10 protein-coding genes and 1 tRNA gene are annotated in these 15,275 nt (G+C 55.1%); 5 read left to right on the top strand and 6 right to left on the bottom strand.

Annotated elements, in window-relative coordinates:
* The first annotated feature begins 57 nt into the window (after positions 1-57).
* Positions 58-133 (top strand) — tRNA-Asn (locus ABLV11_RS03835).
* Positions 134-953: 820 nt separating this feature from the next.
* Here ABLV11_RS03835 and ABLV11_RS03830 read toward each other — a convergent pair.
* Both ABLV11_RS03830 and ABLV11_RS03825 read right to left on the bottom strand, forming a co-directional pair.
* Positions 954-2,408, bottom strand: a complete 1,455-nt coding sequence (locus ABLV11_RS03830) for an AMP nucleosidase (RefSeq protein WP_004103542.1) — start codon at positions 2,406-2,408, stop codon at positions 954-956.
* A gap of 132 nt (positions 2,409-2,540) precedes the next feature.
* Positions 2,541-2,798: a histidine kinase gene (locus ABLV11_RS03825; protein ID WP_204724351.1), complete on the bottom strand. Its 258-nt coding sequence runs from the start codon at positions 2,796-2,798 to the stop codon at positions 2,541-2,543.
* Between the two features lie 174 nt (positions 2,799-2,972).
* Between ABLV11_RS03825 and ABLV11_RS03820 the strand changes: the two genes are divergently transcribed.
* A complete protein-coding gene (locus tag ABLV11_RS03820; RefSeq protein ID WP_172598517.1) occupies positions 2,973-4,508 on the top strand; it encodes an alpha/beta hydrolase in 1,536 nt (511 codons plus the stop codon).
* Here the strand turns inward: ABLV11_RS03820 and ABLV11_RS03815 are convergent.
* Positions 4,500-5,432 (bottom strand): nucleoside recognition domain-containing protein, encoded by a 933-nt coding sequence (locus tag ABLV11_RS03815; protein ID WP_004103538.1) that lies wholly within the window; start codon positions 5,430-5,432, stop codon positions 4,500-4,502. The two genes, ABLV11_RS03820 and ABLV11_RS03815, sit on opposite strands and share 9 nt — an antisense overlap.
* A 226-nt stretch (positions 5,433-5,658) precedes the next feature.
* Between ABLV11_RS03815 and pagP the strand changes: the two genes are divergently transcribed.
* Positions 5,659-6,234: a lipid IV(A) palmitoyltransferase PagP gene (gene pagP / locus ABLV11_RS03810; protein ID WP_004103536.1), complete on the top strand. Its 576-nt coding sequence runs from the start codon at positions 5,659-5,661 to the stop codon at positions 6,232-6,234.
* A 34-nt stretch (positions 6,235-6,268) separates the two neighbouring features.
* Here pagP and ABLV11_RS03805 read toward each other — a convergent pair whose 3' ends face one another.
* From ABLV11_RS03805 to ABLV11_RS03795, 3 genes are read right to left on the bottom strand one after another with little or no spacing between them, the layout of a single operon-like run.
* On the bottom strand, positions 6,269-7,192 hold the full coding sequence (locus ABLV11_RS03805) for an acyltransferase family protein (protein WP_162556706.1): 924 nt from the start codon (positions 7,190-7,192) through the stop codon (positions 6,269-6,271).
* Positions 7,193-7,230: 38 nt separating this feature from the next.
* On the bottom strand, positions 7,231-10,293 hold the full coding sequence (locus tag ABLV11_RS03800) for an efflux RND transporter permease subunit (protein WP_224250575.1): 3,063 nt from the start codon (positions 10,291-10,293) through the stop codon (positions 7,231-7,233).
* The gene (locus tag ABLV11_RS03795) at positions 10,293-11,378 is read right to left on the bottom strand and encodes an efflux RND transporter periplasmic adaptor subunit (RefSeq protein WP_004103530.1); all 1,086 of its coding nucleotides are present in this window, start codon (positions 11,376-11,378) and stop codon (positions 10,293-10,295) included. The genes ABLV11_RS03800 and ABLV11_RS03795 overlap by 1 nt, the downstream gene beginning before the upstream one ends.
* Positions 11,379-11,916: 538 nt before the next feature.
* On the opposite strand from ABLV11_RS03795, the gene ABLV11_RS03790 reads away from it, so the two are divergent.
* Positions 11,917-12,348, top strand: coding sequence for a universal stress protein (locus ABLV11_RS03790; RefSeq protein ID WP_004103525.1), 432 nt, complete (start codon positions 11,917-11,919; stop codon positions 12,346-12,348).
* A gap of 50 nt (positions 12,349-12,398) precedes the next feature.
* Positions 12,399-15,086 (top strand): cation-transporting P-type ATPase, encoded by a 2,688-nt coding sequence (locus tag ABLV11_RS03785; RefSeq protein ID WP_016808336.1) that lies wholly within the window; start codon positions 12,399-12,401, stop codon positions 15,084-15,086.
* The last annotated feature ends 189 nt before the right edge of the window (positions 15,087-15,275 follow it).

Raw genomic sequence — 15,275 nt, 5'->3', positions numbered from 1 at the left:
CAAACAGCCTTTGACAAGATCGGGCGTCATCGATAATATGCGCCTCGTTCAAACGATTCCTCTGTAGTTCAGTCGGTAGAACGGCGGACTGTTAATCCGTATGTCACTGGTTCGAGTCCAGTCAGAGGAGCCAAATTTAAGAAGCCCGCTTAAGGAAACTTAAGCGGGCTTTTTGCTTTCTCTTGCATAGTCACGATTGTGGCAACGCCGGGGCCTTGCCTTCGCACACGGTTTTAAAACCAGGATACCACAAGGGAAACGAGCCCGATCGCGACCGTCCAGAAAAAAATAGTTGCTATTAAAATAAACAGGCGGATATTCCCTATGGTTAATTTCATAAAACTGTCTTCCATACTTTTACGAAAATAGCACATTGCTGATGGCGACCGATAAGCTTATCCATGATTGCATATTGTCGACATGTGCAATTTTATCTGTTGTGGTTGAGTAACAAGATATTTGTTGTAAGTAACCTGACGCTATTAAATGATGATTCGATAGCAGAGTAGCGGCCATAGATAACTCTTTGGTTATTTTGATCTCTCTCGAGCGCTGCCTGTTCTGTATGGCAGTTTTGTTACACATAAATTTTTTTAATTAATTTAAGGGGTTATGAGACGTAATTCAAGTGTTACCTAGTCTGCTATTGTGCGTTTTATGACCATGCGGCAATTGATATAGATATGTTAATGGAATATTTACTTTTATAATCGGCGTGGCAGTTTTTAACTACGAAAGTTTGCACAATAATATTTTCAGACAAGCAGTGTGGCTACGGTCAGAGAAATGGTTAGCACTAAAGAAATAAATGTTTTAATTTATAGCGAAAGGGTAATGGTGATTATCCCCTGGTCCGAATGACTCTCTTTCTCTAACGCTCAGTCCGGCGGGTGGCCGCGTAAATATGTCACGCCATCCGGACTGAGTTTATTCTGCTCGTGTTATCTATACGCTTAACGGAACGGCGGTTCGTTAAAGGTTCTCAGCTTGCGCGAATGCATATGGTCGCCTTCGGCGCGCAGCAGATCAATCGCCCGAATACCAATCTGCAAATGTTCGGAAATCGCCCCTTCATAGAAGCGGTTAGCCTGTCCCGGCAGCTTGATCTCACCGTGCAGCGGCTTATCGGAGACGCACAGCAGGGTACCGTAGGGAACGCGGAAGCGATAACCCTGCGCGGCAATGGTCGCGCTTTCCATATCGATAGCCACCGCGCGGCTGAGGTTAAAGCGCAGCGCCGAGGCCGAGTAGCGCAGTTCCCAGTTACGATCGTCGGTGGTAACCACCGTTCCGGTACGCAGCCGCTGCTTAACCTCTTCGCCGGGCATTCCGCTAACCTGCTTGGTGGCGTCGTAAAGCGCGCGCTGAACTTCGGCGATGCTCGGAATAGGGATATCCGGCGGTAGCACCGCATCCAGCACATGGTCATCGCGCAGATAGGCGTGAGCCAGCACGTAGTCGCCAATGGTCTGGCTTTCGCGCAGGCCGCCGCAGTGGCCAATCATCAGCCAGACGTCCGGGCGCAGCACCGCCAGATGGTCGCAGATGTTTTTAGCGTTAGCCGGGCCTACGCCAATGTTAATCAGCGTGATCCCCTGACCCTCTTTAGTGATCAGGTGCCAGGCCGGCATCTGATGCTTTTTCCACGCCAGATCGGAAATTGCCTCTTCCGGGGCCTCTGTGTCCGCCGTTATCCAGATCCCGCCCGCGCAGGAGAGGGCGATATAGGGGCTATCGGGATCGAGAATTTGGCTACAGCCCCAGCGCACGAACTCATCGACGTAGCGGGTATAGTTGGTAAATAGCATATACGGCTGGAAATGCTCAACCGGCGTGCCGGTGTAATGACGCAGGCGCGCCAGCGAGAAATCGACGCGGCGGGCGTCGAAGTGCGACAGGGGATAGTATTCCGTGGAGTGGAACAGGCCATCGGCAGTCTCATCGCCAATTTGCGACAGCTCGGTGGTGGGGAAAAAACGCGTTAAGCCGGCGCTCATTGAACGGTCGAGCGTGAGCTCGGAGCCATCAATCACGTACGGATAGGGGATCTCATGCTGCGATAGCCCGACGGTAATGCAGGCATCGTAATCCTGATACAGCATGGTGAGCTGTTCCAGCAAATAGGCGCGAAACAGTTTAGGGTTGGTAATGGTGGTGGTATAGCAGCCGGTATGGGTAAAACGGCCCCAGGCGCGGGTTTTTAAGGCTTTATGCTCCGAGCCGTCCCACGATACCGATAGCTCCGGGTAAACGAACAGTCCTTCCGCACGGGCGCTATTATCGGGAAGCGTATTATGGTGAATATATTCGCCGATAGCTTTACGCAGCGCATTGACCGATTTTTCATAGAGCGCTTCGAGTTGCGTGAGCGCTTCTTCTGGGGTCAGCCTGGCGGCTTTCTGGTTCATGACCTACTCCTTATTTCTGCTCTGCTGACGTTGTGCTTAGTATGTCACAGACTGAAACAGGCGTCGGACAATTTACCCCGCTTAGCTAAGAAAGTACTGAGATTAGAACCCGTTGAAGCTGGATACTATCCATTAACAGGTGGGGGCATTGACGATAGCGGCCCAGCGATCGGCGCTAAAATGGGTGGCGTTGAGCACCTTTACGGTGAGGGTTTTATCGTTATTAATGCAGTAAAGCGCGTCCGCCAACGGCGTCAGCTTATCGCCTTCCTGTAGACGCCGGGCGCAGGGAGTCAGTTCCGCCACAATCGTTAACTGGCCGCTTTGCAGAACCGCCCAGGTATGTGTAGACGTTGTGGCCTCGCGTAGTTTTTTAATCCACCATTCCATTTGTTAATTCCTGACCGGTTACCCCCGGCGATAATTCCTGTTTGCATCTCATCTGACAATAAGAACAGGCAGTTGGTTTAGTCTATGTTTAAAAAGAGAATCGCAGGATCTGCTGCGCTCTGGGTAATAATCCCACCCGGTGGATAAAGAGATAATTCGGACAGAAATATGGCAATGATGCGTTTTACCCGGCTGCTGAATAAGTCGGGCTTAAGAATGGTCTCGATGGCGAAAAAAGCCATCATTGGTCTACTGGTGGTGGTGGTGGTCTTTTTTATTGGCCGCATTTACGAATCGCAGCGCGGCCCGGCGCTGCACCGCTGGCACACCTGGACGGCGAATGAAATGACCGCCAGCGAGATTGACCACGCCACTTTTGCTGACTACCAGACGCGGGAAACGACGATTTTCCGCGATATGAAAAGCCACATTACCGATGCGCTGAGCGACGATGAAAAAACGGCGATTAACCGTTTTTACGCACAAAGCCTGGTCTATCCGGATAAGTTTCATCCCGACTGGAATCGCTCCTTTATTTTGCTGCCGCAGGGCAAACCGCGCGGCGCGGTGGTGCTGCTGCACGGCCTGACGGACTCTCCCTATAGCGTGCATTATCTGGCGCAGCGCTATCAGCAGCAGGGATTTGTCGCCGTCGCCCCGCGGCTGCCCGGGCACGGTACGGCTCCGGGCGCGCTCACCGCCGTGGACCGCGAGGCGTGGATAGCGACAACCCGTCTTGCGGTGCGCGAAGCGACGCGCCTGGCCGGGGATAACGTGCCGCTGCACGTGGTTGGCTACTCCAACGGCGGGGCGCTGGCGCTAAAATACGCTCTCGATAGCCTGGAGGATAAAGCGCTGCGCCGGCCGCAGCAGATAATCCTGCTGTCGCCGATGATTGGCGTCACCGCCTTTGCGCGTTTTGCCGGACTGGCCGGTTTACCCTCGGTATTTCCGGCTTTTGCCCGCGCGGCATGGCTGAATATCGTCCCGGAATTCAATCCCTATAAATACAATTCGTTCCCGGTTAAGGCCGCAAGGCAGTCATGGCTGTTGTCGCAGGCGCTGCAGCAGCAAATCGTGCAGGAGGCGCAAAATCATCGGCTTTCCGAACTGGCGCCGGTGTTAACGTTTCAGTCGGTGATGGACTCCACGGTGAGCACCCGGGCGGTGGTAGAGTCGCTGTATCGCTATCTGCCGGATAACGGAAGCGAACTGGTGATTTTCGATATTAACCAGGCGGCGAATCTACGCGCGCTATTCCGTCCCTCGCTCTATTCGGCGGTGAATACGTTATTGCCGCCGGCACCGCGGCCCTATGCCACCACGGTGATTACTAACGCTGCCCCCGACACCTACGAGACGGTGGCCCGCACCACGCTTGCCGGAACGCGAAGCGAAACCGTGACGCCGCTGCATCCTGCCTGGCCGCAGGATATGTATTCGCTGTCGCACGTGGCGGTGCCGTTCCCGCTGACCGATTCGCTCTATGGCCGGGAACCGGCGGAGAAAAATCGCTACGGGATCAGCATCGGCACGATCTCTTTGCGTGGGGAAACCTCGACGCTGAGCGTCGGGCTGGATACGCTGATGCGCGTGACCTCCAACCCGTTTTTCCCCTGGATGATGGTGAGAATTGACCATCATATTGCCTGCAGCGAGCAGGCTGATGTCGCTGCCTGCCTCCGTCCGGAGTCGGTGGCATCAGAATAGCGTCAGGTGCATCACGGTGCGGATGGCGATCCCGGCGATAGCGCCGGCGGCGGCGAAGCGGAACAGGCGCACGAAGCGCGAGCTGACGCCCAGAAAGATACCGATACCCGGGAGGTCAAACGTCTGTACTAATAGACCTGCCGAGGCGTTGATCTGGCTGATGGTCACTTTTCCCTGCTGCACGAGTTCAGAGATCACGCCGAAATAGGCCGTCCCGCCAGCCACGCATTTGACCAGCGCCGGGAGCACGAAGTTAACCGGGATGTTCAGCCACAGCAGCAGCGGCAGGAGCAGACGCTGGAGCATCTCAATCAGGCCCGCCGCCTGCATAAACCCGACGATAGCCAGCGACAGGATCAGCATGGGCACCGCGCCGAGCGCCAGGCGAATCGCGTCGGAGCCGGCGCTGTTAATCACGGCGATAATCCCCTGGCTGTTCTGTTCGGCCTCGGGCAGCGCTTCGGCCCGCGCGTTTTCAACCATTGATAGCCTGCGGCCGGTGATATGCCAGGTCACCGCGGCGGCGCACAGTCCGCCGACAATGGAGATAACGATAGAGGCCAGCCAGTGCAGGCCAAAGGGCGTTAATGGATAGAATACGTTGCCTTGCCCCATGGCAAACAGCATTGCCAGCGTAGCGGCCATTTGCCGGTCCGAGGCGCCGCGTTTATCCATAATGGCGAGGGTCGCCAGCGGGGCGGCAAAGCTGACAAAATTCATCTGAATCAGCGCAAATGCGCTCATTCCGGTTAGGCCGAACGGCTTAAGCAGCGGCGCGAGCCAGCGCACGATGACATCCAGCACCCCGCGTACTTCCAGATATTTCATGACGATGAGCATGACAACCATGATTGGCAGCAGCGTATAAAGGGCCACATCGACGGAGGTTTTTCCCGCCGACATAATAATGCTGATGAAATCCATCTATTTCTCAATCACTGCGGACAGAAAGGATAATTAGCGTCATCATAATCCCACCAGCAAGGAAATGAAATCACCGCAGCGGCTCTCTCTGTCCTGAAATGGGGCCGCAACTGGACTTGCCATTATCGCCAGCCAGCGCACAAAATTTGTTGACCGATATTTGCAAAGCCTGTTTTTTGTTCTCAAACTGAATTAACACCGGGCGGTCTTCTTTAAGGATAAAACTATGCAACGTTGTCTACGGGTAGCGTGGGGAATTGTGTTTATTTTCGCCTTTTCGGTACAGGCTGAAACGAAGATATATGGCGAGCAGCGCATCAGCGGCTGGTGGAGCTGGTTAAAAAACGATGTCTCGCAGACCTGGAATGAGCCGCAAAACTACGATCTGTATCTTCCGTTTCTCAGCTGGCATAACCGCTTTATGTACGATAAAGAGAAAACGGATAATTATAATGAAATGCCCTGGGGCGGGGGTTTTGGCGTTTCCAGATATAACGCAGAGGGCAACTGGAGTTCTCTCTACGCCATGATGTTCAAGGATTCGCATAACGAGTGGCAGCCGATAATCGGCTACGGCTGGGAGAAGGGGTGGTATCTTGATAGTCGCCGCGATTTTCGTCTGGGACTTGGCGTTACCGCCGGGATCACCGCCCGCGATGACTTTGCCAACTACGTACCCCTGCCGATTATTTTGCCGCTTTTTTCCGCCAGCTATCGCCGTCTGAGCGTGCAGTTCACCTATATTCCCGGCACCTATAATAACGGCAACGTGCTGTTTGCCTGGCTGCGCTACGGTTTTTAAATGCGCTGGCGGTCATGGCCTGAATCGGCGAACGTCAAATGGTAATCACTTTTTTCACCACCGAATTTGACAGCGCCAGCATTGAAATCAGTACCGAAGTGATAAACGTGAGAACAATCAGCATTAATTTGGTGCCCAGTGAGTTAATCGGGATAAAGGCGGTGAGCAGGTGAAAAATGGAGTAGTGGAGAATATAGACGCCGGTCATCGTTTTGCTGATGGTGGCGAGAACGGCCTCTTTAAACTCGCTGTTTTTACGAAACCGAACGCCGTTGGCCGCAATCACCAGCGCGACGACCAGAATATAAATTTGTGAACCGGTAAGAATGAAGGCATTTCTGTCGGCCTTAAACAGGGCGAAAAAGAAATGGCGCTCGTAAAACCAGGTGAAAAGATAAATAAACGGGATGGCGATCATCGCCCCTTTAACCACTTTTTCGCGCCTGAGCCAGCCGGCGACGAGCGGATCGCTGAACAGCTGACCGGTCAGATAAAACAGCAGCCATGTCCATAGCCGATACTGCGGCGCCAGGCTCAGCGCATGGATATCCGGGTACAGCGCGGACAAAAGATCGTACCCATACGAGAGCAGCAGCAGCGAGAAAACTGCAGCAAAAAACAGTTTACGCCGCTGGCTAAGCCACTCGATGACCGGGTGAAAGGTGTAAATCACGATAAACGCAAAGACAAACCACGGCTGGATAAGATAGCCGCGCTGATAAGGCTCCCACAGATAGTACACCGTCATCCAGAACAGAAAGACGATAACCACGCTTTTGATTTTGCCCATTTGCCACTGCGAATCGTGGCGGGACTGCGAGTCGAGATAACCGGCCACCACAAAAAACAGCGGCGTGGCGATAGTCGAAATAAACGTCAAAAACCCGAGGATCCAGTGATAGTCGTAATCATAGCTATCCCAGGTGTTGTAGATGGTGAAGAAGGTCACCGCCGTCATGCATCCCAGCGTTTTGATAATATTTAACCCGGTACTATTCATGGTTGTCGCTTCATGTCCTTATTGTGGAAACAGGCGTAAATTACCGGCAGAACCAGCAGCGTCAGAATAGTAGCAAAACCCAGACCAAACATGATAACAACCGCCATGCTCTGGAAGAAAACGTCCAGTAGTAAAGGCGCCAGGCCAAGCACGGTGGTAAATGCCGTCAGCAGGATAGGGCGTAAACGCGACGTGGCCGCATAAATAATCGCCTCCTGCTGCTCTTTTTCCTGCTTCTGCTGTTCAATCTCCTCAACCAGCACGATGCCGTTACGGATCAGCATTCCACTCAGGCTGAGCAGACCGATCAGCGCCATAAAACCAAAGGGGATGCCGGTGATTAAAAAGCCCGGCGTTACGCCAATCAGCGCCAGCGGTACGGTCAGCCAGATGGCAATCGCATTTTTCAGCGAACTGAACATCAGTACGGTGATGATAAACATCACCAGGTAACCCAGCGGCAGGGTTGTGAACAGTCCCTGCTGCGCCTCGCTGGAGTTTTCCGCATCACCACCCCACTCGATGCTGTAGCCGTGCGGCAGCACCAGCGCATCGATCTGCGGTTTCACGCGGGAGAGGATATCCCCGGAGGTCTGGTTGCTGAGCGGGTCGGGATCGGTCTGCACCGTCAGCACGCGGCTGCGGTCGCGGCGCAGGATCAGCGGATCCTCCCATTCAAGGTGAAAGCCGCTGACCACGTTACTGAGCGGAATATACTGCTGGCGGCTTTGGCTCCAGACCAGCACGTTATTTAAGTGATTCGCATCCTGGCGCTCGGCGGCGGGTGGGCGGACTATCACCGGCAGCAGGTCGGCACCCTCACGGTACAGTCCCGCGCGGCTGCCGGAGAAGTTCATCTCCAGCGCGTTATCGATATCCTGTTTATCGACGCCCAGTTCGCGCCCAAGGGCGGTGGAGTACTGGGGACGGATAACTTTACTGCGGTTTTGCCAGTCGTTGCGAACGCCATCGGTGGCCGGGTCTGCGGAGAGGATATCGCCAACCTGGCTGGCGATCAGGCGCAGTCTGTCTGGGTCGGGACCTTTGATCCGCACCTCGATGGCGCTGTCGCCGGAAGGGCCGAACATCACGCGTTTTGTGCTGGCGTTCACCTGCGGATAGTTACGCGCAATATAGCGATCTACATGCTGCGTCAGGGCGGCAATGCTGCGCTGGTCGTCCATTCGCACCATGATCTGCGCATAGTTGCTGTACTGCCGTTGCCCGCTGTAGGTCAGGATAAACCGCATACTGCCCTGGCCGACGGTAGCCACGGTGGTGACGACTCCGGGCTGGCCGTTAATGGCAGTCTCAATATCGCTGGTCATCTTTTCAGTGGTCGCAATATCGGTACCGTAGGGAAGCCAGAGATCGACAAAGAAAATGGGCGTGTTTGAAGAGGGAAAAAAGTTTTGTCGCACCGCACCAAACCCCCAGATAGCGGCGGCCAGCAGCGCCGCCATGACGGTCAGGGTGACGGTTTTGCGCAGCAGAAGGGCCTGCAGAGTCAGCTGATACAGGCGGTAAAAGCGTCCGCCGTACGGGTTGGTATCGGCCTGCGCCACCGGCTGCGATTGAGGCTTAAACAGCCACCACTTAATGAGCACCGGGGTAATGGTCAGCGCCGAGAACCAGCTCAGCATGAGCGAAATTAGCAGTACCTGGAACAGCGATTTACAATATTCCCCGGTCGAGTCCTGCGACAGCCCAATCGGCGCAAAGGCAAGAATCGCAATCACCGTGGCCCCCAGCAGCGGCAGGGCCGAACGGCGAATCACATAATTAATTGCCGTAAGTCGCGTCGATCCCTGCTGGCGGGCGATCAGCACGCCTTCGACGATAACGATAGCGTTATCGACCAGCATGCTCAGGGCGATAATCAATGCCCCCAGCGAAATACGCTGCAGCTCGATCCCCCACAGATACATAATCAGCAGCGTGCCGAGTACGTTGAGCGCCAGCGACAGGGCGATAATAATACCGCTGCGTACGCCCATAAAGATCAGTAGTACGCCAACGACAATCGCCAGCGCCATCAGAAAGTTGGTGATAAAACCGTTGACCGAATGGGCGACTTCCGCCGCCTGATCGTAGAACAGGTCAATGTTGATCCCGGCCGGTTTTTCCGCCGACATCTGCGCCAGTTTGTTTTGCAGCGCACGGCCAACATCAATCACGTTAACCCCGGGGATAAACGACACCCCCATGGTGACCGCCTGGCGACCGTTGGCGTGGTAAATGCTGGAGGGCGTTTCGCTCAGCCCGCGCGAGAGCGTGGCAATATCGCGCAGCCGCGTCGCCGTTCCCGAACCGTGCGGGCTGATTAACAGATCGCCCAGCTCGTCAAGGTTGGCAAACTCGCCCGTGGGATGCAGGCGGATCGATTCGCTGCCGGATTTAATTTCTCCGGCGTTAGAGACGACGTTCAACCGGCTGAGGATCGCCGCCAGCTGGTTGAGCGTAATCCCGCGGGCGGCCATTTTCGCCAATGAGATATCAATGTTGATTTGCTGGGGGATCGCCCCGCCGATGGCGACTTTACCGACGCCGGGCACCAGCACCAGTTCACGGCGCAGCTGCTCGGCATAGCGAACCAGCTCAGGGTTGGTAAAGCTCTCGCCGGAGAGGGCGAAGAAGAAGCCAAAGACATCGCCAAAATCGTCATTCACGAACGGAGAAGCGACGCCGGGCGGGAACTGGCGAGCGGCGTCGCCAACCCGGCGGCGCAGTTCATCCCAGATTTGCGGCAGCTCGTTGGAGTGGTAGTGCGAGGCGATGTTGACGGTAATTTGCGACAGGCCGTTAGAGGAAATGGAGCTGACGTTATCGAGATAGGGCAGCTGCTGCAGCGCGTTCTCCAGCGGCAGGGTGACTTCTTCTTCCACCTGCTGCGCTGAAGCGCCGGGATAATGGGTAATCACCACCGCGGTTTTGATGGTAAACGCCGGATCTTCCAGCCGGCCGATGTTCAGCAGAGCGAAGATCCCGCCGATGCCCAGCAGTAAAATAGTCAGCCAGACGCGGATTGGATTGTTAATAAACTGGCGGGAGATATCCATTACAAACCTCGTTCACGCGTCCAGATTCGAACCGGTTGTTGCGCATGTAATTCGCTGACGCCCGCCGCCACCACGCGTTCGCCGACGCTGAGCCCTTCGGTAATCACCACGCCCTGTGAGGTGATCTGACCCACGCCAACTTTGCGTTCTTCCAGATGGAGCCGATCGCCGCTGCCCTGAACCACCCACACGTGGGGTTCGTTGCGCGGGCGATTATCCGGATTAAACACCGCTTCGACAGGCACCACGACCGCATTTTTGCCGGCGCTGGCGGGCAGGTTCGCCAGATTAACCGTCACCGTTCCACTCACGCCGCCGACCGAGGGGAAGTCGGCAGGTCGCGGCATGGTCAGTATGATTTGCCAGGTGAGCGTGCTGCTGTCGCTGCTGCCGGTATGTTCTTTGTATTCGGCGGTAAACTGGCGATCCGGCATGGCGTTAATTTTAACCACCGGACGATACTGCGCGTTGCGAATATCCAGCGCGGTAAAGAGGTTTTCCGGAACGCTAAACACCACGTCGAGCAGATCGGTTCGCGTCAGGGTGACAATCGGCTGTCCGGCGGCGACCACCTGATGGTTACGTACCGGAACGTTGGCGGCTACGCCGCTGAACGGTGCGGTTAGCGTCGTTTGCGACAGCTCTTCCCGGGCTATTTTTAGCGCGGCATTAGCGGAGTCGCGGTTGGCTCGCTGGATATCCATTTCCGCTTTTGAAATCGCCTGACGACCGGCCAGGGTCTGGAATCGATCGAATTGCCGCTGGGCGAGGGTGGCGGCGGTTTGCCGCTCATTCACCCGCTGCTGCGCTTCCCGGGCGTTAAGCCGGGCAAGTGTCTGCCCCTGAGTCACATTAGCTCCCTGGCGCACATCAAGAGATTCAATCTGGCCGCCGCGTTTGAAAGAGAGGTCAGTGGAGTCTCCGGACTCAATGCGGGCGGGGAATACGCGCTGCTGTGACTCGCCGATAGCCACTACCTCAGCGACCTTAACCATCCGCGGTAACGGCGTAATTTCTGGCGCTTTCCGATCGCAAGCCGTTGTTATTAAAATAACAAGCGGGATGAGAGAAAAATAACGGTTCACTGTATTCCCCTCGAAGTAAAAGGCTATCTTTTACATATTATTCACAATCGCTGTGTTTATTCAGCGAGGGCCGAAACAACCCAATAAGTAATTAACCCGGTAGCCGTACAGGCGATTATTGCCAGGGCAATAAACAGGCTCAGGCGAAACAGACTGTAACCGAACATTGTTCCTCCTTTAGCTCTAATGCTTAGCTAAGTAAATTCTTATCATAATAATTATTGTGGGGCGGCAGAAAGTGAACAAGCCACTGATAATGAGGATAGTCGCAGTAAAACAGAAATGTTAAAAAGAGCAAAAATTACGGTGATGGCGACGATTTTACCGGGTTGGCAGTTGAATTGTCTGGCTGTGCCTGACTCTGTGATATTTTTCAATATATTAATTGGCGGGTTAATCATGTTAACCGTGGTGTGCTACGTTTAATTATACCTACACGTCCAGCAAATTTTGTTCTTGAGATTTCCTCCTCAGTACCAGCGCCAGTGCCTGGGCTGTTTTCACCACCTTTTTTATAGGTAATAAAAGGATTGTCTCTATGTATAAAAATATCCTCGTGCCGGTTGATGTGTTTGAAATCGGTCTGGCGGACAAGGCCTTGTCCCACGCCCAATTCCTAGCACAAAGCTCCTCCGGAAAGATTCATCTTCTTCACGTGATTCCCGCTTTTTCTCCAGTGCTGACGCGCGGCTTTATTTCCGATGCACGGAAAATGGAAGATTATCTGATGAATACTTCTAAGGAAAAGCTGGTTGAACTGGTTAAAAAACTCACGCTGGCGGAAAACGATATGCAGATTCACATTCGCAGCGGCAACATTCGCGATGAAGTGACCAAACTGGCCGATGAGCTGAAGGCGGATGTGGTGATAATCGGCTCGCGTAACCCGAATATTCAGACGCATCTGCTGGGGTCGGAGGCGGCAGGGATCGTTCGCTATGCCCATGTTCCGGTTTTTGTGGTGCGCTAAGGACGGCCTGAGGCTGTCCTGATTTCCGATACAGGAGTGAGGAGATAACTATGAATACAGAAAAACCGGGCGGCCCGTTCTATCAGCTCTCCGTCGAAGAAACCCTGACCAGCACCAACAGTACCCCGGACGGCATCAGCGGTGCTGAAGCGGCAGCGCGCTTGCAGCAGTACGGCGAGAATGCGCTACCGCAAAAAGCAGGAAAGCCGGCATGGCTGCGCTTTCTGGCGCATTTTAACGATGTGCTGATCTATGTGCTGCTGGCGGCGGCGCTGCTGACGGCGGTCATGGGGCACTGGGTGGATACCCTGGTGATCCTGGGCGTGGCGGTGATTAACGCCCTGATCGGCCATATTCAGGAGAGCAACGCGGAAAAATCGCTTCAGAGCATTCGCAACATGCTTTCCAGCGAAGCGGTGGTCGTTCGTCAGGGCAACCATGAAACGATCCCGACAACCGCTCTGGTACCCGGCGATATCGTCGTGATCCGCGCCGGCGATCGCATCCCTGCTGACCTGCGGGTTATCGAAGCGCATAACCTGCGGGTGGAAGAGGCGATTCTGACCGGCGAATCGACGGTGGTGGAGAAAAGCACCGAGGCGCTTAGCGGCGAGCTGCCGCTTGGCGATCGTACCAATCTGCTGTTTTCCGGCACCACGGTGAGTTCGGGCGGCGGAAAAGGCCTGGTGGTGGCCACCGGCGGCGATACCGAGCTGGGTCATATCAACCAGATGATGTCGGATATCGAAAAACACCGAACGCCGCTGCTGGTGCAGATGGATAAGCTCGGTAAAGCCATTTTTATCATCATCCTGGTGATGATGGCCGCGCTGTTTGTCTTTAGCCTGCTGTTCCGCGATATGCCGGTTTCTGAGCTGATGCTGTCGTTGATTAGCCTCGCGGTGGCGTCGGTACCGGAAGGTTTACCGGCAATTATCTCCATTATTCTCTCGCTCGGCGTGCAGACCATGGCCCGTCAGAAGGCGATTATCCGCAAGCTGCCTACGGTGGAAACCCTCGGGGCCATGACGGTGATCTGCTCGGATAAAACCGGCACGCTAACCATGAACGAGATGACGGTGAAAGCCGTGATAACCGCCGATAGAATTTATCGGGTGGAGGGTGACAGCTACGAGCCGATAGGGAATATTCACCCGATCGATGAGCCTGCGCCGGTAACCGTTGCGCCGGGCACGCTGCTGGAACGTTATCTGCGCACTATCGATCTGTGTAATGACAGTCAGCTTATTAAAGATGAAAGCGGGCTGTGGAAAATTACCGGCGGCCCGACCGAAGGGGCGTTGAAAGTGCTGGCGGCGAAAGTCCCGCTCCCGGCGGTCAACACTGAGCTGCGCAGCAAAATCCCCTTCGATTCACAGTATAAATATATGTCGACGCTGTACCGCATCGGCGATGAAGAGATGATTTTGATTACCGGCGCGCCCGATGTCCTGTTCCGCCTGTGCAAGCATCAGCAAACCGACCATGGCCTGGAGCCGCTCGACCAGCCTTACTGGGAAGGCAAAATCGAAGAGTATGCGCGGGAAGGGCTGCGGATGGTGGCGGCAGCGTGGAAACCCGCCGCCGACGGTCAAACGGAACTCACCCATCAGGATTTGCAGCAGGGCGTCATTCTGCTCGGGATTGCCGGGATGATGGATCCGCCGCGGCCGGAGGCGATTACGGCCATCGGCGACTGCCTGCAGGCGGGGATCCGCGTGAAGATGATCACCGGCGACCATCCGCAAACCGCGATGAGTATCGGCAAGATGCTGGGGATTGGCAATGCGGAAAACGCCATTACCGGCAGAGAGCTGGAGGTGATGGACGACATTCAGCTCAGCGAAGCCGCGCAGAAATTCGATATCTTTGCGCGTACCAGCCCGGAGGATAAATTCCGCCTGGTGCAGGCGCTGCAAAGCAAAAAAGAGGTGGTCGGGATGACCGGCGACGGGGTGAACGACGCCCCGGCGCTGAAGCAGGCCGATGTCGGTATTGCGATGGGGATTAAGGGCACCGAAGTGACCAAAGAGGCCGCAGATATGGTGCTGACCGATGATAACTTCGCCACCATTGCCAGCGCCGTCAGGGAAGGCCGCCGGGTGTACGATAACCTGAAAAAAACCATCCTCTTTATTATGCCGACCAACCTCGCGCAGGGGTTGTTGATTATTATTGCGCTACTGGCGGGAAATTTAATTCCGCTGACGCCGGTGCTGATCCTGTGGATGAACATGGCGACCTCCGCCACGCTGTCGTTTGGTCTCGCTTTTGAGGCAGGTGAGAAGAACATCATGCGCCGGCCGCCGCGCGACCCTAAGCTGCATGTGATGGACGGCTTTGCTATCTGGCGGGTGATTTTTGTCGGGTCGATGATTGCCGTCAGCGCCTTTGTTCTTGAAGCCTGGCTACAGCCGCGCGGCTATTCGCCTGAGTTTATTCGTACGGTGCTGTTACAGACGCTGGTTACTGCTCAGTGGTTCTATATGCTCAACTGTCGCGTGGCGGATGGCTTCTCGCTGAGTAAAGGATTGCTGGCGAACCGGGGGATCTGGATTGTCAGCGGCGTGCTGCTGGTGCTGCAGCTGCTGATTATCTACGCGCCATTTATGCAGATGCTGTTTGGCACCGAAGCGCTGCCGTTCCGCTACTGGGTTATCACTTTTATTATCGGTTTTGTGATGTTCCTGATTGTGGAAGTCGAGAAGCCGCTGACCCGGAGATGGCGTACGGCCTGATATTGACCAGAAAGCGGCACTCTCGGTATCCCGGCTCAGTGCGGCGCGAGCCGGGATATTCCCGAATGGCGGCTATCGCCTTAGCCGAATGACAAAACTGTCCGGGTGCCCGATGATCTGATGACTGGCTATCCCGGGCAAGCACAACGCTGCGCCTGCGAGGCTAATCGCGTAGCTTGCAATTGAGAT

This window comes from Klebsiella sp. GW_Kp181 (assembly GCF_040062315.1).
In the GTDB taxonomy this organism is placed as follows: domain Bacteria; phylum Pseudomonadota; class Gammaproteobacteria; order Enterobacterales; family Enterobacteriaceae; genus Klebsiella; species Klebsiella oxytoca.
The sequence above is the reverse complement of the archived record's forward strand: the minus strand, read 5'-3'. Positions and strand labels throughout refer to the sequence as shown.